This window comes from Acidovorax sp. JMULE5 (genome assembly GCF_013376875.1).
GTDB classification, from domain to species: domain Bacteria; phylum Pseudomonadota; class Gammaproteobacteria; order Burkholderiales; family Burkholderiaceae_C; genus Acidovorax; species Acidovorax facilis.
This window is the reverse complement of sequence record NZ_CP035951.1, coordinates 3,029,125-3,050,030: the sequence shown is the minus strand read 5'-3', so window position 1 is coordinate 3,050,030 and position 20,906 is coordinate 3,029,125. Positions and strand designations below refer to the sequence as shown.

The 20,906-nt window shown below is 66.2% G+C and carries 21 protein-coding genes and 1 riboswitch; of the genes, 8 read left to right on the top strand and 13 right to left on the bottom strand.

Going from position 1 to position 20,906, the window contains the following annotated elements; translation table 11 throughout:
- The first annotated feature begins 70 nt into the window (after window positions 1–70).
- Window positions 71–1,405 (top strand): FIST N-terminal domain-containing protein, encoded by a 1,335-nt coding sequence (locus EXV95_RS13770; RefSeq protein ID WP_176887286.1) that lies wholly within the window; start codon window positions 71–73, stop codon window positions 1,403–1,405.
- A 74-nt stretch (window positions 1,406–1,479) separates the two neighbouring features.
- Here the strand turns inward: EXV95_RS13770 and EXV95_RS13765 are convergent, their stop codons facing one another.
- Together EXV95_RS13765 and EXV95_RS13760 are read right to left on the bottom strand one after the other, a co-directional pair.
- Window positions 1,480–2,805: a hemolysin family protein gene (locus tag EXV95_RS13765; RefSeq protein WP_055395363.1), complete on the bottom strand. Its 1,326-nt coding sequence runs from the start codon at window positions 2,803–2,805 to the stop codon at window positions 1,480–1,482.
- Window positions 2,806–2,885: 80 nt separating this feature from the next.
- Complete coding sequence (locus EXV95_RS13760; RefSeq protein WP_255484739.1) at window positions 2,886–4,061, bottom strand: rhodanese-like domain-containing protein; 1,176 nt, start codon at window positions 4,059–4,061, stop codon at window positions 2,886–2,888.
- 224 nt (window positions 4,062–4,285) lie between these two features.
- On the opposite strand from EXV95_RS13760, the gene EXV95_RS13755 reads away from it, so the two are divergent.
- Entirely contained in the window at window positions 4,286–5,497 is a 1,212-nt protein-coding gene (locus EXV95_RS13755) for a sulfite oxidase (RefSeq protein WP_121421382.1), read from the top strand.
- Window positions 5,498–5,634: 137 nt separating this feature from the next.
- Window positions 5,635–5,943, top strand: coding sequence for a cytochrome c (locus tag EXV95_RS13750; RefSeq protein ID WP_176887285.1), 309 nt, complete (start codon window positions 5,635–5,637; stop codon window positions 5,941–5,943).
- A gap of 56 nt (window positions 5,944–5,999) precedes the next feature.
- Here EXV95_RS13750 and EXV95_RS13745 read toward each other — a convergent pair whose 3' ends face one another.
- Window positions 6,000–7,319, bottom strand: a complete 1,320-nt coding sequence (locus tag EXV95_RS13745; RefSeq protein WP_176887284.1) for a D-amino acid dehydrogenase — start codon at window positions 7,317–7,319, stop codon at window positions 6,000–6,002.
- 92 nt (window positions 7,320–7,411) lie between these two features.
- Window positions 7,412–7,533: riboswitch (glycine riboswitch) on the bottom strand.
- Window positions 7,534–7,757: 224 nt separating this feature from the next.
- Between EXV95_RS13745 and EXV95_RS13740 the strand changes: the two genes are divergently transcribed.
- A complete protein-coding gene (locus EXV95_RS13740; RefSeq protein WP_176887283.1) occupies window positions 7,758–8,540 on the top strand; it encodes a 2-keto-4-pentenoate hydratase in 783 nt (260 codons plus the stop codon).
- A gap of 37 nt (window positions 8,541–8,577) precedes the next feature.
- Here EXV95_RS13740 and EXV95_RS13735 read toward each other — a convergent pair whose 3' ends face one another.
- The 8 genes from EXV95_RS13735 to EXV95_RS13700 form a co-directional block, all read right to left on the bottom strand.
- Complete coding sequence (locus EXV95_RS13735; protein WP_176887282.1) at window positions 8,578–9,072, bottom strand: YXWGXW repeat-containing protein; 495 nt, start codon at window positions 9,070–9,072, stop codon at window positions 8,578–8,580.
- Window positions 9,073–9,237: 165 nt separating this feature from the next.
- Window positions 9,238–9,780 (bottom strand): YXWGXW repeat-containing protein, encoded by a 543-nt coding sequence (locus EXV95_RS13730; protein WP_176887281.1) that lies wholly within the window; start codon window positions 9,778–9,780, stop codon window positions 9,238–9,240.
- Between the two features lie 187 nt (window positions 9,781–9,967).
- Window positions 9,968–10,348, bottom strand: coding sequence for a hypothetical protein (locus EXV95_RS13725; protein WP_176887280.1), 381 nt, complete (start codon window positions 10,346–10,348; stop codon window positions 9,968–9,970).
- A gap of 52 nt (window positions 10,349–10,400) precedes the next feature.
- A complete protein-coding gene (locus tag EXV95_RS13720) occupies window positions 10,401–10,826 on the bottom strand; it encodes a DUF6463 family protein (protein ID WP_255484738.1) in 426 nt (141 codons plus the stop codon).
- Between the two features lie 12 nt (window positions 10,827–10,838).
- Window positions 10,839–12,158: an AarF/ABC1/UbiB kinase family protein gene (locus EXV95_RS13715; protein ID WP_176887279.1), complete on the bottom strand. Its 1,320-nt coding sequence runs from the start codon at window positions 12,156–12,158 to the stop codon at window positions 10,839–10,841.
- The gene (locus EXV95_RS13710; protein WP_121421375.1) at window positions 12,145–12,708 is read right to left on the bottom strand and encodes a DUF2867 domain-containing protein; all 564 of its coding nucleotides are present in this window, start codon (window positions 12,706–12,708) and stop codon (window positions 12,145–12,147) included. Before EXV95_RS13710 ends, EXV95_RS13715 begins: the two co-directional genes overlap by 14 nt.
- The gene (locus tag EXV95_RS13705; protein ID WP_176887278.1) at window positions 12,705–13,607 is read right to left on the bottom strand and encodes a TetR/AcrR family transcriptional regulator; all 903 of its coding nucleotides are present in this window, start codon (window positions 13,605–13,607) and stop codon (window positions 12,705–12,707) included. The genes EXV95_RS13710 and EXV95_RS13705 overlap by 4 nt, the downstream gene beginning before the upstream one ends.
- 177 nt (window positions 13,608–13,784) lie before the next feature.
- Window positions 13,785–14,516: a helix-turn-helix transcriptional regulator gene (locus tag EXV95_RS13700; protein ID WP_176887277.1), complete on the bottom strand. Its 732-nt coding sequence runs from the start codon at window positions 14,514–14,516 to the stop codon at window positions 13,785–13,787.
- 136 nt (window positions 14,517–14,652) lie between these two features.
- On the opposite strand from EXV95_RS13700, the gene EXV95_RS13695 reads away from it, so the two are divergent.
- The 3 genes from EXV95_RS13695 to EXV95_RS13685 all read left to right on the top strand — a co-directional run bounded on the left by EXV95_RS13695 (window position 14,653) and on the right by EXV95_RS13685 (window position 18,065).
- Window positions 14,653–15,513, top strand: a complete 861-nt coding sequence (locus EXV95_RS13695; RefSeq protein ID WP_255484737.1) for a hypothetical protein — start codon at window positions 14,653–14,655, stop codon at window positions 15,511–15,513.
- A 75-nt stretch (window positions 15,514–15,588) separates the two neighbouring features.
- The gene (locus EXV95_RS13690; RefSeq protein WP_176887276.1) at window positions 15,589–17,529 is read left to right on the top strand and encodes an MFS transporter; all 1,941 of its coding nucleotides are present in this window, start codon (window positions 15,589–15,591) and stop codon (window positions 17,527–17,529) included.
- Window positions 17,526–18,065: a hypothetical protein gene (locus tag EXV95_RS13685; protein WP_176887275.1), complete on the top strand. Its 540-nt coding sequence runs from the start codon at window positions 17,526–17,528 to the stop codon at window positions 18,063–18,065. Before EXV95_RS13690 ends, EXV95_RS13685 begins: the two co-directional genes overlap by 4 nt.
- A gap of 40 nt (window positions 18,066–18,105) precedes the next feature.
- Here EXV95_RS13685 and EXV95_RS13680 read toward each other — a convergent pair whose 3' ends face one another.
- Both EXV95_RS13680 and EXV95_RS13675 read right to left on the bottom strand, forming a co-directional pair.
- The gene (locus tag EXV95_RS13680) at window positions 18,106–19,104 is read right to left on the bottom strand and encodes a tripartite tricarboxylate transporter substrate binding protein (protein WP_176887274.1); all 999 of its coding nucleotides are present in this window, start codon (window positions 19,102–19,104) and stop codon (window positions 18,106–18,108) included.
- Between the two features lie 110 nt (window positions 19,105–19,214).
- Entirely contained in the window at window positions 19,215–20,231 is a 1,017-nt protein-coding gene (locus tag EXV95_RS13675) for a 1-aminocyclopropane-1-carboxylate deaminase (protein WP_176887273.1), read from the bottom strand.
- A gap of 159 nt (window positions 20,232–20,390) precedes the next feature.
- Here EXV95_RS13675 and EXV95_RS13670 point away from each other — a divergent pair, with 159 nt between their 5' ends.
- Window positions 20,391–20,906, top strand: a complete 516-nt coding sequence (locus EXV95_RS13670) for an Lrp/AsnC family transcriptional regulator (protein WP_176887272.1) — start codon at window positions 20,391–20,393, stop codon at window positions 20,904–20,906.

The following is a 20,906-nucleotide window of genomic DNA, read 5'->3' as shown; positions in this document are numbered from 1 at the left end:
TGGGCGGGTGTGACAACCCGCAGGTGGTGCAATATCTGCCCGCCACCGCCCTGGCATGGAGATCACCACCATGAAACTATTTCCCACTGGCCATGCGACCCACCCCCAATGGCGCATGGCCGCCGCGCTGGTGCTGGCGCAGCTGCGCGCCCAGATGGCGTTGCCCGACTACGCTGCTGCGCCCACCCTGGGCCTGCTCTATATCACCGACCACTATGGCAATGACGCCCAGGCGCTGCTCGACTACCTGAGCGGCGAGCTGCCCGAGGTGACCGACTGGAGTGGCACCGTGGGCGTGGGCGTTTCGGCCAACAACGCCGAATACTTTGACGAGCCCGCGCTGTCGGTCATGCTGCTGGATGTGCCCGCAGACCAGTACCGCGTGTTCTCGGGCGTGGCGCCGCTGCCCACGCATGCGCCACACCCGGGCAGTGGGTTTGTGGCCCATACCGCCCTGGTGCATGCCGATGGCCGCACGCCCGAACTGGCCGAGCTGCTGACCGAGATGGCTGCACGCACCGACACGGGCTACCTGTTTGGTGGCCTCTCTGCCAGCCGCACCAGCAGTGTGCAGTTTGCGGTGGGCGGCGACGGCAACATGGCCGGGCAGGGCGGTGCCAGCGGGGTGTTTGACGGTGGCCTGTCGGGCGTGGCGTTTGGTGCCGGGGTGGCGCTGGTGTCGCGCGTTACGCAGGGCTGCCAGCCCGTGGGCGCGCTGCGCACGATCACCGCCGCGCAGGACAATGTCGTGCTCGCGCTCGATGGCGAGCCCGCGCTGGACGTGCTGCTCGATACGCTGCAGGTGTCGCTGGATGGTGGCGACCCGCAGCCCGCGCTGCGCAAGGTGCGCGCCACGCTGGCCGGGCTGGTCAGCGCGGGCGAACAGCCGCAGGGCCAGCGCCGCACGGGCCACTTTGGTACCGACACACGCGTGCGCCACATCGTGGGGCTGGACGGCAGCCGCCGGGGCGTGGCCCTGGCCGACCATGTGGAGCCGGGCATGCACCTGGCGTTCTGCCAGCGCAACGTGGCAGCGGCGCGTGCCGACCTCATGCGCATCTGCGCCGAGATCCGCGAAGAACTCTCGCCCGAAGAGCTGGAGCCCGCGTCGCTGGTGTCTTCGTCCAGCGCGGACGGCGAGATGGCCGCTGCCAACAGCGCCTCAGGCGCCAGCGCGGCGCCGCAGACAGGGCGGCGAATCTGTGGGGCTATCTATGTGAGCTGCTCGGGCCGGGGCGGCCCGCATTTTGGCGGGCCCAGCGCCGAGCTGCAGATCGTGCGCCACGCGCTGGGTGACGTGCCGCTGGCCGGGTTCTTTGCCGGTGGGGAAATTGCGCACCACCACTTGTATGGTTACACCGGGGTGCTCACCGTTTTCGTTGACGACGACCCGCACGCCCGCTGAGCGACTGAGCCGCTTCGCCCGCAGGGAACGGCAGGGCGGGCCCCGGCGGAGAGGTGCCCCATGGAGGGGCCAGGTCAGCCCGCGCCGTTGTCGTCTGCTTCGGCCTTTTCCTCGGGGGTCAGGCGCGTGGCCAGGATCTTGTCGATGGTCTTGCCATCCATGTCCACCACTTCCAGCTTCCAGTCCTCCCACTGCACGGTGTCGGTCACCTTGGGCAGGCGGCCAGTCAGCAGCATGATCATGCCGCTCAGCGTGTGGTAGCGGCCGCGTTCCTCCTCGGGCACGGCATCCAGGTTCAGGCGGTCTTTCAGCTCGGGCACGGGAATGTGGCCGTCCAGCAGCCAGCTGCCGTCCTCGCGCTGCAGCGCCCAGGAGGTCTCCGGGTCGCGCGGCTGAAACTCGCCGGTGATGGCCTCGATCAGGTCCTGCAGCGTGACGATGCCCTGCACCTCACCGTATTCGTCGATGACAAACGCCATGTGGACGTCCGACAGGCGGAAGTTGTCCAGCAGCTCCATGCCCGTGATGGTTTCGGGCACATACAGCGCTGTCTGCAGCGGCTGGTCGGCCAGGCCGCCGCGCGCCTTGTCGCGCAGCGTGCGCGACAGCCACTGGCGCGCGTTGATCACGCCCAGGATGTTGTCCATGCCGCCGCGCACCACCGGAAAGCGTGCGTGGTCGGATTCTTCGATGCATTTGAGGTTGTCTTCAAACGACGCATCCATGTCCAGACACACCACATCACCACGCGGCACCATCAGCGAGCCTATCTGCCGGTCGTCCAGGCGGAACACATTGCGCACCATGGTGTGCTCGTGCGATTCGATCACGCCCGCAGTGGTGCCTTCCACCAGCATTGCGTGGATCTCTTCTTCGGTCACCGGGCTGCCGCTGGTTTCCTTCACACCCATCAGGCGCAGCAGCGTGCGCGTGGAGGTGGACAGCAGCAGCACAAACGGCTTGGTGGCCAGCGCCAGAAAGTTGATGGGCCGCGCCACCAGGCGGGCAAAGGTCTCGGGGTACGACTGGCCGATGCGCTTGGGCACCAATTCACCCACCACGATAGAGAAATACGTGATCAGCACCACCACCAGGCCGGTGGCCGCGTAGCTGCCAAAAGGCATGGGAACGCCCAGTGCTTCAAGCCACAACGCCAGGGGCCCAGCCAAGGCGGCCTCACCCACGATACCGTTCAGCACGCCAATCGATGTGATGCCGATCTGGATGGTGGAGAGAAAACGCGTGGGGTCTTCGCCCAGCTTCACGGCAGCGGCGGCGCCGCTATCGCCCTCATCAATCAGCTTTTGCAACCGGGCTTTGCGTGCCGTGACCAGAGCGATCTCGGACATGGCAAACAGGCCGTTGAGAAGGATGAGGGCGAACAGTATTGCTATTTCCATACAAAGGGCGCCTTGCGCGCCCTTGGGTGTTGAGAAGCGACCAATTGTAAGGACAGGGGCCAGAGACCCTGCGCTGGCTCCTAGCCACCTTCGGTAGGCAGGCCCGTTTCGTCCCACTCGGGCAGTCCCCCCCGCAGCCAGTACACCGACTGGAAACCTTTGGCTGTGGCCACCTTGGCAGCTTTGTAGGACTTCCAGCATTCGGCGCCATTGCACGCAAAAATTACCGGCTTGGCCTTGTTCAGGCCCTGGAGCTTGTCCAGCGCCTGGAAATCATCCTGTGCGGCATTGAAGGCCACGTCCTTGAGGCTCTTTTCCACATACGCTGCAAACACGGCGCCCCGGATGCGCTTGGTCTTGAATTCCTTCTCGGTACGGGTGTCCACCAGCGTGGCGCCTTGCACCAGCAGAGTCTGGGCCTCGCGCGCAGTGATGCGCTTCACCCCAGGCAAGCTCGTGGGGGTGAACAGCCCCAGTTCGGCCACACGGCGGTATTCAACGGCCTCCGGGCGCACCGAGACCGGCGGCAGGCCACTGGCGGAGGACGACGCGCTGAACCACTGGGCCAGCTTGTTGCGCGCATCCGCTGGCAGGTCTTTCTTCACCACGATGGAGAACCCGCCTGGCACTGGCTGCGACGTGGCCAGCACGCGCGCGACGCCGGTATGCGCTGCTGACCATTCCGCCCAGTCGTCCTCGCGCACCACAGTGGCATCCGTCGTGCCCAGGGTCAGGGCTGTCAGGCCGGCCTGGGGAAATTTCTCGTATTGCACCGCGCGCAGGTCCTGGAACGACAGCCCCGCCTCATTGAGCATGCCGCGCGCCATGTAGGTGTAGACGGAATCCTGCTGGGGCAGGTAAAGCCTTCGGCCTTTCATGGCAGGCACCGCAGCGATCTGCTGCAGCCCGACAAGCAGGTATCTGTCCGATTTGTGCGTGGCGCCCACCAACTCGTAGCCGCGTTGCAACGCGGACGCAGCCACCTGGGCAGGGCCAATGAAAATGTCATATCCCGCGCTGCGCGTGGCGCGCATCACGTCGGCCAGGTCGTCGCTGGTGGTCAGTGCCACGGGCTGGCCAGCGGCCTTCGACAGGCCCGATTCGGCGGAGGTGCGCAGGATGGAGTGCGCCGCCTTGCGGGCCGTGGGCTCCACGGCCACGATGGCCGTCAGCTGGGCCTGTGCGGCGCTGCAACACAGCCATATGCCAAGTAGCAGTCCCCGCGGGCCGCGGGTCGATTTTCTGGTGGTGTTCATTGCGCGGTTCCTCTCCCCAAAACAAACCGCGAATATGCCCAGGGCCCCCGCACATGCGTACGAATGTTTCTGATCTTTTGTTTTTGTTACTTCTGCTAACGAAGCCGTACGTGCGGCGCGCAGAGCTCCCGCACAGAATGCGGGCTGACCCGATCCCCTGTGCCTGCCGGGTGGGCGGGGGCAACAAAGAGTTTTTGTCCATCCCATTATTTGGAGACGTTTCCATGAAAGATTCGATGACCCTGCCGCGACGCCACATGCTGGCCGGAAGTGCCGCTGCCCTGAGCGCGCTGGGCCTGGCTGGATGGGCCGGCGGTGCGCGTGCCCAGCAGGCCGCAGCCGCTGCCAAGCCGCTGCCCGCGTATGCAGGATGGAAGTCACCGGATGCGCTGATCGTGCACAGCAGCAGCACTCTCGAAACCCGTCGCTCCGCGTTTGGCACCAGTGTCATCACGCCGTCCAACCAGCTGTATGTGCGCAACAACCTGCCCGCGCCCGACGCCGCCATCCTGGACAACCGCGATGCCTGGACCGTGGCGATCGAAGGGGTCAAGAGTCCGCGCAGCCTGACCCTGGCCGAACTCAAGACGCTGGGCGTGGAAACCGTGGCCACCGTGCTGCAGTGCTCGGGCAATGGCCGGGGCTTTTTCCCCAGCAAGCCCAGCGGCACGCCCTGGTCGGTGGGCGCTGCCGGTTGTGTGGTCTGGAGCGGCGTGCCACTGCGCAACGTGGTGGCCGCCCTGGGCGGGCTGGCCGATGGTGCTGCCTACCTGACCGGCACGGGCGGCGAGAAACTGCCCGAAGGTGTGGACCCGCTCACCGTGCTGGTGGAGCGCTCGGTGCCCGTGAAGGCGATGGACGACGCACTGCTGGCCTGGGAGATGAACGGCGAGCCGCTGTCGCTCGCGCACGGCGGCCCGCTGCGGCTGGTGGTGCCCGGCTACCAGGGCGTGAACAACATCAAGTACGTCAAGCGCGTTGCGTTTACCAGCGCACAGTCGCAGGCGCGCATCATGTCGCACGGCTACCGCATGTCGCCGCCCGGCAGCAAGGCCAGCCCCGACCAGCCTTCGGTGTGGGAGATGGGCGTGAAGTCCTGGATCAACGGCCCCTTGCCCGACAAGGGGGCACTCAAGCCCGGACAGGTGCAGGTGCATGGCGTGGCCTTTGGCGGCACGCGCGGCATCAAGGGCGTGGAGGTGTCGGCCGATGGCGGCAAGACCTGGTTGGCGGCCAAGCTCATCGGCCCCGACCTGGGCCCCTTTGCCTGGCGGCAGTTTGCGTTGCCCGTGCGCCTGGAGGCGGGCACCCATGTGCTGGCCAGCCGAGCCACCGACACAGCAGGCAATGTGCAGGCCGAGCAGCGCGAGGAAAATCTGGGCGGCTACAACAACGCCAGCTGGCGCGACCACGCCGTCACCGTGACCGTGGCATGACATCGCTCCCCCCTGAGGCGCTTTGCGCCTTCCCCCCGAAGGGGGGACGCCACCCGTGGCCTGGCAGAGCCAGTTCCACGGTGGCACGGGCGGGGCTGCGCGCCGCTATCGGACGGTATCGGGCGCCGCAAGGCGGTTTGCTGGTAGGGCTAGCGTTACTGTGGGCGGGCGTCAGCTGGGCCGCCGACCCGGCCGAGCTGGCGCGCGGCAAGGAGCTTTTCACCAAGATCCAGCCCGCCTGCGCCGTGTGCCACACGCTCCAGGCCGCCGGTGCCGAAGGCCAGGTGGGCCCGGTGCTGGATGAGCTGAAACCCGACGCCGGCCGTGTACTGCGTGCCCTCAAGGCTGGCATCGGCGTGATGCCGTCCTATGCCGAGCGCATGAGCGAAAAGGACATGCTGGCCGTGGCGCAGTTTGTGGCGCACGCGACGGGCGCGGCCAAGTAGGCGCAGCCTCTCACGGCGGTTGCAGCAGCGTTGCCTCGCTGCAACCGCGCGCTGCTTCAGGCCGCCGTGCGGGACGGCACCAGTGGCGCTCCTCCTGCGTGCCCCTGCAACCCCTGGAACGCAAAGTCCACCTCCGGCACCCGGCCGCTCACGATGTCGGCCAGGGCCTTGCCCGAGCCGCAGGCGTGCGTCCAGCCCAGCGTGCCGTGGCCGGTGTTGAGGAACAGGTTGCTCACCTTCGTCTTGCCGATCAGCGGCACGTTGCTGGGCGTGGCGGGGCGCAGTCCGCTCCAGAACTGGGCCTGGCTCGCGTCGCCCGCACCGGGGAAGAGCTGCTCCACGCGGCGCACGATGGCGTCGCAGCGCACTTGGTTCAGGTCGCGGTTGTAGCCGTTGAGTTCGGCCGTGCCGGCAATGCGCAAACGATCACCGCCGCGTTCGCTGGTGTAGCGCGAGAACACGAGCTTGTATTCGTCGTCCGTCAGGCTCACCTGGTGCGCCTTGCTGGCGTCTTTGACCGGCATGGTCACCGAGTAGCCCTTGGCCGGGTAGATGGGCAGGTGGATGCCCAGCGGCTGTGCCAGCAGCGGGCTGAACGAGCCCATGGCCAGCACAAACGCATCGCCGCGCACGCGCTCGAAGCGGCCTTCGGCATTGGTCACTTCCACATGGTCGATGCGGCCAGCCACTTCACGCAATGCGGTGATGTGGTGGCCCATGCGGAACTGCACGCCCGCCGCCTCGCATAGCTTGGCCAGCTCGCGCGTGAACTGGTTGGCATCGCCCGATTCGTCCTCGGCCGTGTAGGTGGCGCCCGCCAGTTGTGGGCGGATGTGGGCCAGCGCGGGTTCAAGGCGCATGGCCTCGTCGGCGCTGATGACCTGGCGCTCGCAGCCCAGCTGGCGCATCTGCTCGGCCGGGGCCAGGGCGCCGTCGAACTCCTTGGCGTTGGTATAGAAGTGCAGGATGCCCTGCGTGCGCTGGTCGTACTGGATGCCGGTGGCGGCGCGCAGCTGCTGCAGCGTGTCGCGGCTGTAGGTGCCCAGGCGCACGATCTGCTCGATGTTGTGGCGCGTGCGCGCTGGCGTGCAGTTGCGCAGAAAGGACAGACCCCACAGCCACTGCCGCATGTCGGCGCGCAGGCGGAACAGCAGGGGGGCGTCTTCTTTGCCCAGCCACTGCAGCACCTTGAGCGGCGCGCTGGGGTTGGCCCAGGGCTCAGCATGGCTCACCGAGATCTGGCCGCCGTTGGCGAAGCTGGTCTCGGCACCGGGCGCACCCTGGCGGTCGATGACGGTCACCTCGTGGCCGAGTTGTTGCAGGAAATAAGCCGAAGTCACGCCGAGCAAGCCGGCGCCCAAAACGATCACGCGCATTTTTTGAAGCCTTTTAAGGGTTCAGCGCTTGATGGACGTGCGCTAGCAGCTATTTATTCAATAGCAAACAGCTGGCGCGCGTCCGCCAAGCTGCCGCTCCCCCTGTCCTTGGTACCTGAGAGATTCACCGCGCTGCCCACATGGCGTGCGGTTTGCTCCTTCGGTGCGCCACAACGCTGCTGACAGGTTGGGGCGGCTCTCCAGACGGCTTTGATAAATGGTGCAGTACGGGACCTGAGCGTGTATGGGAGTTTGCGCCTTCGGTGCAGCGGTGGGCCTTGTGGCCTGCCGTGCTCTCCTGCGGGGGCCATTCTAGGAGGGGGCGGGCGGCGGTGGGGTGTTTGGGGCGGCTAATGGGCGGCAATCGTTGCTGATGCTGGCGGCGACATGGGGTCGCCATAATCCGGCGATTTGACTTGCCCCCAGGACGCTTTCCCCATGCCCGATACCGCCTTTGACCCCTTCGCCAGCGCTGCCGTGATCACCATGGCGCGCCAGGGACGCACGCCCCGGCCGCTGGATTTGCCCGTTGCATTGCGCCCTCGCGATGCGGCCGAGGCCTACGCCGTGCAGGACGCCGTAGTGCGTGAGCGGGGCGAAATTGTGGGCTGGAAGGTGGGCGCCGCGTCGCCCCAGGCCCAACCCGCGCGTGCGGCGCTGACCCGCGACTCGGTGTGGGTGGAGCAGCCTGGCCAGGAGGTCAACTTGTCGGCCACAGGCTTTTCCGTGATGGGGGTGGAGGCGGAGCTGGTGTACGAACTGGGCGCAGACCTGCCCGCACGCGCCACGCCCTACAGCGCGGCCGAGGTGCTGGCCACCATGGTGTCGGTGCGTGCCGCCATTGAGGTGTGCGACACGCGCTTTGCCGCCTGGGCACAACAAGGGGAGTGGAGTCGCCTGGCCGACCAGGCCTGCCATGGGGCGCTGATCGTGGGTTCGGGTTTGACCGATGTGGCTTCGGTGCAGCCCTTGGTGCAAGGGGTCAACCTGTCGGTGAACGGGTCGGTGGCCGTGCAGCACGCCACCTGGGGTAACCCGGCAGGTGACCCGCTGCGGCTGCTGGTGTGGCTGGCCAACGAAGGCGCGCGCAGCCTGGGAGGGCTGCGCGCAGGGCAGTGGGTGACCACCGGGTCCTGCACCGGCACCGTGATGGTGGCGCCGGGCACGGTGGTGGTTGCCGATTTTCCTGGTGTCGGTCGCGCCGAGGTGAAATTCGACTGAACCGTAACGAGGATCGTGGATCGTGGATCGCGGCAGGTCAGTTGCGGCGCGGGTTGTCCGGCTGGCTGTCGCGGCGGTTGGACACGCCGTCACCGTCGCGATCACGGTCATTGCGGTTGGAGATGCCATCGCCATCGCGGTCCCGGTCATTGCGGTCGGCAATGCCGTCACCGTCGCTGTCCCAGCGGCCCCGCTGCATTTCCCAGCGGCCATCGCGTTCCACCCATTGGGGCTGCCGGTACTGGTAGCCGCTGCGCGCTTGCACCCAGTGGCCCTTCACCCAGCGGTGGCGGTTGCCGCGCCATTCCCAATGGCCTTGTTCCCACACCTGGCCACGGCGTGGGCGCGGCACGGCTTCGTACCGTGGGGGTGGGGGCGCGGGAATCACCTGGTAGGTCTGCGTGGGCTGGTACCCACGCTGTGGTTGGTCGGACTGAATGACGACGGTGCCCTGGATGGCCGCGTGTGTCGGTGCGAGGGGCAGCAGTGCCATCAGGGCGATGGCGGCTGCGGTCAGTGTTTGGCGGGTCATGGTGGTCTCCGGGGTGATTCCTGGCGGAATCGGTCTATGCATGGTGGCGGCCTGGTGCGCGGCTCCACGTAGGTGCTCAGCGGGGGCGGGCGTAGGCCAAAGGGGGGAGTGGGCGCGGGGCTTGCGAGCCTCCGCGCTCCTTCAGCTGTTCAATCGTTCAATCGTTCAATTACGGTAGGGGTTGTCCGGGCGGCGGTCGTGCCGATTGGGAACGCCGTCTCCGTCACGGTCGCGGTCATAGCGGTTGGACACGCCATCGCGGTCTCGGTCGCGGTGATCGCGGTCGTAGCGGTTGGGAACACCATCACCATCGCGGTCACGGTCATAGCGGTTGGGGATGCCGTCGCCATCACGGTCCCAGCGGCCGGGGCGCAGGTCCCACCGGCCGCCGTGTTCCACCCAGCGCGGCTCGCGGTAGTAGTAACCAGGGCGGGCCTTCACCCAGTGGCCCTGGACCCAGACATGGCGGTGGCCGCGCCAATCCCAATAACCGGGCACCCACACCATGTTGCGCTGAGGGCGGGGCGCCACTTCATGGCGGGGGGGCGGTGGTGGGCCGTATTGCACCACCATGGGCGCTGGCGCCTGGTAGTGGTGGGGCTGCCCCGACTGGATGACAACAGTGGCGCTGGTCTGTGCCTGCGCCACCGTTGCGGCGCCCAGAGACAGCAAGGCGATGGAAACAGCGGCGAGTGCATTGCGGGCCATGGTGATCTCCTCAGAATGATTCCTTGCGGAACCGGAGACTTCATGGTGCAGATGCTGCGTCAAGCCGGTGTAGGCGAATTGCGAAGTCTTGTGAAGTTGTGTTTCCTGCACCAGGAGCAGCAGCGGTTTCCGTGATTTTTCTCACACTTCCGGCAAGCTGCCCACGCCTTGGCCGTGGTGCGGCCCGTCAGCGCCACCACACCAGCGCCGCCACCACCAGCAACGCAAACCAGGCCGGGTGTCGGCCCTCAGTGGCATAGAACACCAGCACGCCGCTGGCCAGCGTGGCGACCCCGGCCACATCGGCCACCCAGGCTCCCAGGTCCGCGTCCAGGGGCGTGGTCCCCAGGCGCCACATCAAGGCGCTCAGGGCCCAGCCCAGCACGGTGGCCAGGTGCCAGGTGCCCCACAGAATGCGCACCTGCCACTCCCGCAGCACGGGCCGTCCGCCGGTGGGCACGATGCCCTCTGTGCGCAGGGTGCGAAACACCAGCAATTCACCCAGCACCGAGTGCGCAACACCCACCAGGGCCAGGCCCCCGGCTGCCAGTACCAGCGCAGTATTCATGGACAGTTTCTAGTTCAATCAGGATGGCCGTGGAAGGTGCAGACGCGGCGCATCAACCGCCTTTTTCGCCTTCAGCGCTTTGGGGCCAGCACAGCGCCAGCGCGGGCGGCAGCGCCAGCCAGAAACCGGAGGAAGGCATGAGCACAATGCCCAGCACCGTGAGTGCCAGCAACCCGGTACCCAGCCCGCGCAAAGGAACGGGCGCCGGGGCAGCGTTGCGTTCTGCCAGCAGGATGGCCCAGCCCAGCAACGCGAACAACACGCCGAACAGTACAAACCAGACCACGGCGCCCACGGCCGGGTCTTTTTGTACGCTGTTGAAAACGCCGCGCCGCACGATCTCTTGCAGCTGGGTCGGAAACACGACGGCGGCATACAGCGTGTGCAGCACCGCCACGGCCAGCATCCACTGGCCCTTCCAGCGGTTGCGAAGCGGTATGACCGTAGAGCGAGGGGAGGGGGAGGTCAGGGAGGTCATGTGGGTGGGGTCCTATGAAGGAAGAAGGGCGGGGCAATGCGTGTGGACGCGCGCGCCCAGCCCCGTAAGCAGGTGCATGAGGCCCATCCACATGCGCTCGAACGCGGGCATCTCGCCGGGCACCTGCACCAGGTGCTCGCCCAGCATGCGCTGGTGCCGTCCGGCCGTGATGGGTGGCGGCGTCTTGACGCCAAAATCGAAAACCGGTTGCGTGAAGGGCTCCATCTGCCAGGCCTGCATGTCAGCCAGTGCGGGCGCGAGTTCGGCGGTGTATGCCGGCACGGTGAGGCTGGCGTTGACGAGTCCGAGTGCCTGGTAGGCCTGCAGCACCAGCGCGTTTCGCTGTGGGTCGGTGGCAGGCCTCAGCAGGGCGGACCATGCTTTTGTCACCTGGGTGCGAAAGTGCTCCGACAGGCTGCGCGTGCAGCCAAAGTCCAGCACGCCCACGGTGCCATCGGGTGCGAACAGAAAATTGCCCGGGTGCGGATCGGCGTGCACTCGGCCCAGCACAAAGAGGCAGTGCATGAACCAGTCCCACAGGTGCTGTCCGGCCCGGTCGCGCTGCGCCTGCGTGGGCTGCGAGGCCAGCCAGTCCTGCAGATGCTGGCCCGGCAGAAACTGCTGTGTGAGCACCTGGGCCCGGGTGTGCGACAGGATGGGCTGGGCCAGCACCACGCCTGGCAGCGCCGCGTGCTCTGCGAACCACTGCAGTTGTTCGGCCTCCTGCAGGTAATCCACCTCGCGCAGCAGCGTGGCCTCGATCTCGGTCATCACGCTGTCCACCACGGTGTTGGCGGGCAGCGGCATGTCGGTATGGGCCAGGGCGCGCAGCGCGGCGCGCATGAGCTGCATGTCGCTGGTGATGGTGGCGGCGATGCTGGGGTACTGCACCTTCACGGCCACCGTGCCGTGGCCTGCCAGCTGCGCGCGGTGCACCTGGCCCAGGCTGGCGGCGGCGAAGGCGGTGGGTTCGAAGTGTTCAAACAGTGCCTCGGGCTCCTGCCCGAAAGCTTGGCGGAACACGCGGCCCACCAGCGCGCGGTTGAGTGGTGGGGCCTGGTGGTGGGCGCGCGCCAGCTCTTGCCGCACACCGTCGGGCAGCAGGCCGGGGTGCATGCTGAGCAGCTGCGACACCTTGAGCGCCGAGCCCCGCAACTGGCCCAGCGCGCCAAAGAGGATGCGGCCGAGGGCGGCTTCGTGGTCGGCCTGCGCTTGGGCAGATGGCGTGCGCACGCGGTGCCCCAGCTGGGCCATCCCGATGCGCGCGGCAGCGATGCCCGTGATGGTGCCGCGCGCCAGGCGGCCGGTGCGCGGCGGTTCAGTGCGTGCCATGGTCTGCCAGGCGTTGCACCATGGCCCGTGCGATGCGGCGGTGAAAGGGTGTCACCACCGCCATGTAGGCATGCCCGAGCGTGTTGTGGATGTGCACCACGGTGCTGAGCACCATGGTCGGCGGCCCAGAGGTCTCGGTCCGTCCGCTGTGCTTGGTCAGTGCAACCTGCACGTCGAGGTGCCTGTCGTCCTGGCCCATCACGACTTCGGTGTCGCTCAGGTGGCGGATGCGGAAGATGCCCACGCGGTCGCCCACGCGGTAGCTGCTGGCCTCGCGCAGCGATCTGCCGCTGGCGGGCGGGTACCCATCGTGCAGTTGCCCCAGGTCCTTCAGGCCCACCAGCCGCACCAGCTTGTTGCGCACGGTCATGAGCATTTGTGTCCAGCGCGGCGTGCGGGCCACCACGTCCAGCCAGGCCTGCAGGGCGGTGTGGGATGGCTGGCCGTCAGCCACCTCGTAGGCGTCAAAAAAATGGGCGCCGGGCAAGCTGGCATGGATGGCGGTGCCTGCGGGCACCTGCGTTTCGCGCACGGTGGGGGCGGTGGTCATGCGGACTTCCTCTTGCGTGGCGTGGCGGCGGGCTTGGCGGTGGTGCTGGGGGGCGGGACCGGGCTGGCTGCGCGTGGTTTGCGCGGCGTGCGGGGCGGCTTGGAAGGCTCTGGCGCTGCGGGTGAACCGGCGTTTGCCGTGTGGGCCTGGTGTGCCTGGGGAGTGCTGTAGGGCGCGCTGGCCATGGCCTGCTTGGCCAGCTGCAGCATCCCCATCAGGCCGCTGCTGTGCTGCACCATGCGGGCCATCTGGCTGCGCAGCACAAAGCCGCCCAGTTGCAGCACGCGGTTGACGAGCCCGCCACGCAGCGCCTGCACCAGCACACCCAGCGAAAGGTCCACCAGCTGCGTGGTGTCGGCAAACTCATCCGAGGTGTCTGCCAACCAGTAGGTCACCACACCGGCCAGGTAGTCGGTGTAGAGCCCACCCGCCATGCCTTTGAAGTCGCAGGGCTCGATCTCGCCGCTGGCCTCTGCCGCTTCGAGAAAGCTGGCGACGGCCTCGCGCAGGCTCTGGCGCGCCGCCAGGGGCTCGGCCAGCATCGACAGCGGCGAGCGCCGCGCCAGACTGCGCACCTGGACTACAAATTCGCGGTCGGCCAGCAGGCGCTCCAGCACGGCGTCGGTCAGGCGCTGAAGCTTTTCCTGGAGGTTGTAGCCGGTGAAACCGGACGTCTGCAACGTGTCGGCCAGCGCCTGGTGGGCCACATCGTCCAGGTAGCCGAGCACGATGCGGTCCTTGGTGGGGAAGTATTTGTAGATCGTGGCGTCGCCAATGCCTGCTGCACGCGCGATGTCTTTCATCGTCGTGCCGTCAAAGCCCTGGCGGGTCATGAGGTCCACCGCGCTGGCCACGATCTGGCGGCGCGTGGCGTCTTGTTGCTGGCGGGTGGTTTTCATTTGACTATCTTTAAATAAACAAAATTTGTTATTTAAAGAATAGTATTTTCTGTTTGTTGCGTCAAGGGGGCGTGGCACAGCACAGCTGCTGGCGCTGTGCTCAACCATAGATTTATGGTGTTTTTGGCCTCTAGCGCTTTTTGGTAAAGCGCTGATAGCTATCAAAAGAAGAGTAAATCAGCGCCGCATGGACGCAAACGCCTCAAACTCCCAGCTGCGCATCGCCAGCAGCAAGGTGTAGCCCTCGCGCCCGCGGTCGGGCAGCTTCTGGTCGGCCAGGTGCTGCTGGGCAAAGTCCTGGGCCACGCGCTGCATGCGCTCCATGAACGCGGGGGCCAGGCTGCGGCTGATATTGCCGTGCACCAGCAGCACGCCTTCGCCCGCGCCGTCAAAGCCGCCCGCGAAGTAGTCCAGCAACGCGTGGTCGCGAAAGTAGTTCATCACCGGGCCATGCGGGCGCCAGCGAAAGGTCTTGGCCAGCTTGAGGCGGTAGCGGTTCAGTGGCCGCAGCTCGATGATGCCGATGCGGTCGAGCTGTGCGAGGTACTTGATGCCCTCGGCCTCGGTGAGGCGGTAGGCGGTGGTCACCTGCTCCAGCGTCCATTGGCTGAGCACGCAAATCGCCATCAGCAGCAGTTTCTTGTCGCCCACCACGGCTTTTTCCTGCTCTTGCGTCAGCTCTTTCAACAGAGGCTGTTCGTCGGCCACACGCCGCGCCAGATCGGCAAAGTCCAGCGCCAGTGCGCGGCAGATGGCGTCGATGCGCGACAGCGGCATGTCGCCCTTGGCCAGCATGCGCTTGACGCTGGACTCGGCCATGCCCAATGCCAACGCCAGGTCGGCGTAGGTCATCTGCGCGGTCTTGAGTTCCTTCTTCAGGGCGGTGACGAGGTCGGCGGTCGTGCTCATGGGTTTTGGCTCCTTGGTATCAATTATCAATACCTGAGGTGGCTTTGGTAGCCCTCTGAGCGACTTTCTGGTGTCCGGGTGACTGCGGCTGAACACACTGCGCGGCAATCCCCACTCATCCACGGATGTGACGACCATGACCTCTCTGATTTCTCTCCCCACCCGGCGCCACAAGCCCGCGACCCGCGCTGAACTAGCTCTCTTGCTGGGCGCGGCCGCGTTGCTGGCGCTGGCCTTGTTCGGCCCGGTGCTGCCCGCAAGCGCACACCAGCATGCCTTTGCCGACCAGCGGGCGCTGTGGGGCATTCCTTGCGCGGTGGATGTACTCAGCAATCTGCCGTTTGCCATCGCAGGGGTGTGGGGCCTGTGGGCGCTGCGCCGGTTGGCGCCAGGAGCGCTGGATCCCACCTCGCGCGCGCTGGCCGCCCTGTTTTTTGCAGGGCTGCTGTGTACGGCCGTGGGCTCCAGCGTTTACCACTGGAAACCGCAGGATGCGGGCCTGCTGTGGGACCGGCTGGGCATGGTGCTGCCGTTTGCAGGACTGCTGGGGCTGGCGGCCAGCCGCGTGAGCGAACGGGCAGGCTGGGCCATGGCGGGGGCGGTGCTGCTGGCGGGGCCGTTGGCCGTGCTGTGGTGGGCACACACCGGCAACCTGATGCCCTGGGCCGTAGTGCAACTGGGCGGCATGCTGGTGGTATTGGTGCTGGCCTGTCTGCCCCGGCGCGATGGCGCGCTGGCGGTGCACTTGGGCGCGGTCATTGGCCTGTATGCCGTGGCAAAGTTGTTCGAGGCGGCGGACCACGCGGTGTTTGATGCCACCCACCAGTGGGTGTCAGGCCACAGCATCAAACATGTATTTGCTGCTGGCGCCGCCTGGCCCGTGCTGATGGCACTGGCGGCATTGCGCAACAGTGCTGCACGGAGCGCGCCGCACGTCACGCTGTCGGGGCAGAATGGCGCCCACGCCGTGGGTGTTGCCCGCAGATCACGCGCATGACGAGCCATGAAGACGCATGAAGTGCGGGCACGGAAAATTCCAACAAGCCAACCCATCGGAAACGAGGAGAAACGCATGCACCCCGAGACCCCCTCAGCCAGCGCGGCGCCAGTGCCGACGCATGAGGACCCGAACCAGTTCGCCCTGCTGCGCCAGCGGCGCTTTGCGCCGTTCTTCTGGACGCAATTTTCTGGGGCGGCCAACGACAACCTCTTCAAGTTCGCGTTCACCGTGATGGTGACCTACCAGCTCAGCGTGTCGTGGCTACCGCCAGCGATGGCGGGGCTGGTGATTGGTGCGCTGTTCATCTTGCCGTTTTTGCTGTTCTCGGCCACCTCGGGGCAGCTGACCGACAAGTACGACAAGACAAAGATGATCCGCTTCGTGAAGAACATGGAGATCGCCATCATGCTGGTGGCGGCCTTTGGGTTCATGACGGACAACGTGCCCGTCCTGCTGCTGTGCACCTTTCTGATGGGGGTGCACTCCACGCTGTTCGGCCCCGTCAAGTTCGCCTACATGCCCCAGGTGCTCAACGAACGTGAACTGACCGGCGGCAATGGCATGGTGGAGATGGGCACCTTTGTGGCCATCCTGCTGGGCAACGTGGCCGGTGGCCTGCTGGTGGCCATCCCGGGCATTGGCCACACCACGGTGGCTGTGGCCTGCGTGGTGGCGGCCTTGGCCGGGCGCGCGGTCGCGCAGTTCATTCCCTCGCTGCCCGCCACCGACCCGGGTCTTACCATCAACTGGAATCCCTTCACGGAAACCTGGCGCAACCTGAAACTGGCGCACGAGAACGTCGCAGTGTTCCGCTCGCTGCTCGGCATCAGCTGGATGTGGTTCTTTGGCGCCGTGTTCCTGAGCCAGTTTCCGAGCCTGGCCAAGGAGGTGTTGCACGGCAACGAACAGGTGGCCTCGCTGCTGCTGGTGGTGTTCTCCATCGGTATCGGGATCGGTTCGCTGCTGTGCGAGGTGCTCTCGCGCCGCCATGTCGAGATCGGCCTCGTGCCGCTGGGCGCCATCGGCATGAGCGTGTTCTCCATCGACCTGTACTTCGCCTCGCGCAACCTGCCCCCTGCCGAGATCATGGGCCTGGCCGCCTTCATGGCCCAGGGCGCGCACTGGCGTGTGATGCTGGATCTGCTGCTGCTGAGCCTGTTTGCGGGCCTGTACAGCGTGCCCATGTACGCACTGATCCAGATGCGCAGCCAGCCCACACACCGCGCACGCATCATCGCGGCCAATAACATTCTGAACGCGCTGTTCATGATCGCCAGTTCGCTCATCGCAGGCGCCTTGCTGGGCGCGGGCTTCACGGTGCCGCAGATCTTCCTGTTCACCGGCATTGCCAACGCGGTGGTGGCGTTCTACATCTTCATGCTGGTGCCCGAGTACCTGTTGAGGTTTGTAGCCTGGGTGTCGTCGCGGTTTGTCTACCGCTTCAAGGTGCAGGGCGACGAAAACCTGCCTTCGGCGGGCGCGGCCATCCTGGCCTGCAACCATGTGAGTTTTGTCGATGCCGTGCTGCTCATGGCGGCCAGCCCGCGCCCCATCTACTTCGTGATGGACCACCGCATCTTCCGCGTGCCGGTGCTGGGCTGGCTGTTCCGCCTCGCCAAGGCGATTCCGATTGCACCCTACAAGGACGACCCCAAGACTTACGAAGCCGCCTTCGACCGCGCCGCGCAGGTGCTGCGCGAGGGCGACCTGCTGGCCATCTTCCCTGAAGGTGGAATCACCAAGGATGGGCAGCTGCAGGAGTTCAAGGGCGGCATCATGAAGATCATCGAGCGCGCGCGCGCAGAGGGTGTTGAAGCCCCGGTGATCCCCATGGCGCTGACCAATTTGTGGGGCTCGTACTTCAGCCGTATCGAGCAGGGCGGCGCCATGGTGCGACCGTTCCGGCGGGGATTTTTCAGCCGTGTGGGGCTCAATGTGGGCCGCCCGGTGGCATCGACCCAGGTGCAGCCCGCGCTGCTGCGCACCCAGGTGGCGGACCTGCTGCAAGCATGAGCCGCGATGAATCCACCAACGCTGCAGCGGCAGCGGCGGACCACGGCGCATTGACGGACCGCATCCTGGCCTTCCTGCGCAGCATCGGCCTTGCGGTCTGTGAGGCCGAGGTCCCCGAAGGCAGTTTTCTACCCGGCGTCCGCATCGAGCGGGGTGGCCTGCGTGTGGACCGGGCGCGGCTGCGCTGGCCCGGAGACCTGCTGCACGAAGCGGGCCACCTGGCGGTGGTACCCACGGCGCTGCGGTCCACCCTGGATGATGCGCTGCAGGACCTGCCCGAGGTGGCCCACGGTGGTGAGATCGAAGCCACGGCCTGGGCCTGGGCGGCCACTCGGCACCTGGGGCTGGATTCCGACGTGCTGTTCCATGACGGCGGTTACCACGGGCGCTCCGTCGGGTTGCGCACCACCTTTGAGCTGGGGGTGTACCTGGGCGCCTCGGGCCTGGCCGCTGCTGGGCTCACCCTGCTGCCCGCGCAGGTCCTGCCGGGCGGAACCCCGGCCTATCCGCACATGCTGGCCTGGCTGCGGGGCTGAGAGCCCAAAAGGGCCAAAGGCAAGGGGCCTCGCGCGGCGTTCAATCCGCGCGGATCTGTGCGCGCTGTGCAATTGCACGCATGCGTGGCAACTCGTCCTCGATCTGCGCAAGCACAGCATCGCCCGACGCATAGGCGGGCTCCAGCCCGGCGGCAATGAGCTTGCTGCGGATCTCGGCATCTGCCAGTGTTTCGGCCAGCGCCTTGTGCAGCTTGGCCTTGGCGTCGGCGGGCAGGCCACGCGGCGCCACGACGGCCAGCCACGAATCGGCGGCAAAGCCCGGGAAGCCGCTTTCAGCCACCGTGGGTACCTCGGGCAGTTGCGTGGCCCGCGTGGCGCCAGTGACTGCAATGGCCTTGATCTTGCCCGCCTTGAGCTGTGGCAGCGCTGCGGCCACGGTGTCGATGGTGAAGGGGATCTGCCCGCCCATCAGGTCGCTCATGGCGGGCGCGCTGCCTCGGTAGGGCACGTGCATCAGCTTGATGCCAGCGGCAGACCACGTCAGCTCGGCGGCGAAATGGCCGGTGGTGCCGTTGCCAAAGGAGCCGTAGGAAAACTTGTCGGGGGCGCGCTGCACTGCCACGATCAGCTGCTTGAGATTGCCCACGGGCACCTCGCGGTTTGCCAGCAGGATCAGCGGCACGCGGGCCACCATGCCGATGGGCTCATAGCTCTTGACGGGGTCGTAGGGCAGCTTGGCATTGAGCGCCGGATTCACGGTGAACGTGGAGCCCGAACTGATCAACAGCGTGTAGCCATCGGCGGGCGCGTTGGTCACGAAGGCCGCTCCGACCACAGTGCCTGCACCCGCCTTGTTCTCAATCACGATGGGCTGGCCGAGGCGGTCGCCCAGCTTCTTGCTGATCGTCCGACCCACGATGTCCACGGCGCCCCCTGGCGGGAAGGGAACGATGAGCTGGATCGGCTTGGTCGGATAGCCCTCGGCGTGCGCCAGCCACGGCGTGCCGAGTCCCAGCCCCGCGAGGGCTGCTGCCAAGTGGATCACGCTACGCCGTCTGTCGATCTGCAAGCACTTCATGGGGCACTCCTTGGAGGGGAAAAGCGTAGGCCTCCAGCATCGAGGCCAGGGCCACTCAGATCAACGACAGCCCGGCCAGCGGTGCCAGCCGGTGCTGCTCGCTGGACGCATCAGCCGTTGCGAAAAAGAAAGCTGTAGGCGTTGAGCGCTGGCACGCCTCCCAGGTGCGCGTACAACACGCGAGAGCCTTCGGGGAACTCGCCCTTGCGCACCATGTCGATCATGCCGTGCATGGACTTGCCTTCGTACACCGGGTCGGTGAGCATGCCTTCCTGGCGTGCGCACAGGCGGATGGCTTCGAGCGTGCCCTCGCTGGGCAGGCCGTACTCAGGGCCGCCGTAGCGGGTGTCCAGCACCACGTCTTCGGCGGTCAGCTCCTGGCCCAGCTCCACGAGCTTGGCGGTGTTTTGGGCGATGCGCAGGATCTGCGCATGGGTCTTCTCTGGTTTGGCCGAGGCATCGATGCCGATCACCTTGCGCGCCCGGCCATCGGCCGCAAAGCCCACCACCATGCCGGCCTGCGTGCTGCCCGTGACCGAGCACACGACGATGTAGTCGAACTGGAAGCCCAGCTCTTTTTCCTGCTGGCGAACCTCTTCGGCAAAGCCCACAAAGCCCAGGCCGCCATACGGGTGCTCGGAGCAACCGGCCGGGATGGGGAAGGGCTTGCCACCGGCCTTTTTCACATCGTCCATGGCCTGTTCCCAGCTGGGGCGGATGCCGATGTCGAAGCCCGCAGCATCCAGGCGCACGTCGGCGCCCATGATGCGGCTCATCTCGATGTTGCCCACGCGGTCGTACACCGCATCGGAGTAGTTCACCCAGTTCTCCTGCACCAGCACGCACTTCATGCCCAGGTGTGCGGCCACCGCAGCCACCTGGCGTGTCTGGTTGGACTGGATGCCGCCAATCGACACCAGCGTGTCGTAGCCGCCTGCAATCGCTTCGGGGATGAGGTATTCGAGCTTGCGGGTTTTGTTGCCGCCGAAGGCCAGGCCCGAGTTGCAGTCTTCGCGCTTGGCGTACAGGTGCACCTTGCCGCCCAGGTGTGCCGACAGGCGCGGCAGCGGTGTGATAGGCGAGGGGCCGAAGGTGAGCGGGTGGCGGGCAAATTTCTGCAGGTTCATGGCGGTTTCCGGTCGATGAAGAGAAGGCGCAAGCGGGGGCTTGCAGTGCCTTCATCGTAGAAAAATGCGCGCATCACGTGGTTGCAAAATTTGTTCGAATTTCAGTGTTAAAGGTTTATGAAAGAGAATATGAGCGAAAAATATTTCGTTAAATAATCTATGTGCGCAACAAAAGTTTGTGTCAAGAATGTGCCGCAGGCCGATGTCTCGGCCGAGCTGGACCGCACCGACAAAGCCATCTTGCGCCAGCTGCAGCGCGACGCGTCGCTGTCGAATGTGGCATTGGCCGAGAAGGTGCACCTGAGCCCACCCGCCTGCCTGCGCCGGGTGGAGCGTCTCAGGCGCCTGGGGCTCATCGACAAGGTGGTCGCGCTGCTCAACCCCCAGGCCGTGGGTGCGGGCATGCTGGTGATGATTGGCGTGGTGCTGGACCGCTCCACGCCCGAGTCGTTTGCCGAATTTGAAAAGGCGGCAGCCAAGGTGTCGGGTTGCATGGAATGCCATGTAGTCACTGGCGAGTTTGACTACTTCATGCTGGTGCGCACGCGCGACAACGACAGCTTCAATCGCCTGCACGCCGAGCAACTGCTCTACCTGCCGGGCGTGCGGCAGGTGCGCTCATTCATGGTGCTGCGCAATGTGCTTTCGACCACCGAGCTGCCGCTGGCTGTTTGA

Excerpts from the sequence above, each read along its gene's own strand:
- EXV95_RS13715 (WP_176887279.1), bottom strand. The coding sequence starts at position 12,158 with ATGGCACGCACTGAACCGCCGCGCACCGGCCGCCTGGCGCGCGGCACC.
- EXV95_RS13680 (WP_176887274.1), bottom strand. The coding sequence starts at position 19,104 with ATGAAGTGCTTGCAGATCGACAGACGGCGTAGCGTGATCCACTTGGCA.
- EXV95_RS13695 (WP_255484737.1), top strand. The coding sequence starts at position 14,653 with ATGACCTCTCTGATTTCTCTCCCCACCCGGCGCCACAAGCCCGCGACC.
- EXV95_RS13690 (WP_176887276.1), top strand. The coding sequence starts at position 15,589 with ATGCACCCCGAGACCCCCTCAGCCAGCGCGGCGCCAGTGCCGACGCAT.
- EXV95_RS13735 (WP_176887282.1), bottom strand. The coding sequence starts at position 9,072 with ATGACCCGCCAAACACTGACCGCAGCCGCCATCGCCCTGATGGCACTG.
- EXV95_RS13760 (WP_255484739.1), bottom strand. The coding sequence starts at position 4,061 with ATGAACACCACCAGAAAATCGACCCGCGGCCCGCGGGGACTGCTACTT.
- EXV95_RS13730 (WP_176887281.1), bottom strand. The coding sequence starts at position 9,780 with ATGGCCCGCAATGCACTCGCCGCTGTTTCCATCGCCTTGCTGTCTCTG.
- EXV95_RS13705 (WP_176887278.1), bottom strand. The coding sequence starts at position 13,607 with ATGAAAACCACCCGCCAGCAACAAGACGCCACGCGCCGCCAGATCGTG.
- EXV95_RS13710 (WP_121421375.1), bottom strand. The coding sequence starts at position 12,708 with ATGACCACCGCCCCCACCGTGCGCGAAACGCAGGTGCCCGCAGGCACC.
- EXV95_RS13675 (WP_176887273.1), bottom strand. The coding sequence starts at position 20,231 with ATGAACCTGCAGAAATTTGCCCGCCACCCGCTCACCTTCGGCCCCTCG.
- EXV95_RS13765 (WP_055395363.1), bottom strand. The coding sequence starts at position 2,805 with ATGGAAATAGCAATACTGTTCGCCCTCATCCTTCTCAACGGCCTGTTT.
- EXV95_RS13685 (WP_176887275.1), top strand. The coding sequence starts at position 17,526 with ATGAGCCGCGATGAATCCACCAACGCTGCAGCGGCAGCGGCGGACCAC.
- EXV95_RS13770 (WP_176887286.1), top strand. The coding sequence starts at position 71 with ATGAAACTATTTCCCACTGGCCATGCGACCCACCCCCAATGGCGCATG.
- EXV95_RS13745 (WP_176887284.1), bottom strand. The coding sequence starts at position 7,319 with ATGCGCGTGATCGTTTTGGGCGCCGGCTTGCTCGGCGTGACTTCGGCT.
- EXV95_RS13720 (WP_255484738.1), bottom strand. The coding sequence starts at position 10,826 with ATGACCTCCCTGACCTCCCCCTCCCCTCGCTCTACGGTCATACCGCTT.
- EXV95_RS13740 (WP_176887283.1), top strand. The coding sequence starts at position 7,758 with ATGCCCGATACCGCCTTTGACCCCTTCGCCAGCGCTGCCGTGATCACC.
- EXV95_RS13755 (WP_121421382.1), top strand. The coding sequence starts at position 4,286 with ATGAAAGATTCGATGACCCTGCCGCGACGCCACATGCTGGCCGGAAGT.
- EXV95_RS13670 (WP_176887272.1), top strand. The coding sequence starts at position 20,391 with ATGTGCGCAACAAAAGTTTGTGTCAAGAATGTGCCGCAGGCCGATGTC.
- EXV95_RS13725 (WP_176887280.1), bottom strand. The coding sequence starts at position 10,348 with ATGAATACTGCGCTGGTACTGGCAGCCGGGGGCCTGGCCCTGGTGGGT.
- EXV95_RS13700 (WP_176887277.1), bottom strand. The coding sequence starts at position 14,516 with ATGAGCACGACCGCCGACCTCGTCACCGCCCTGAAGAAGGAACTCAAG.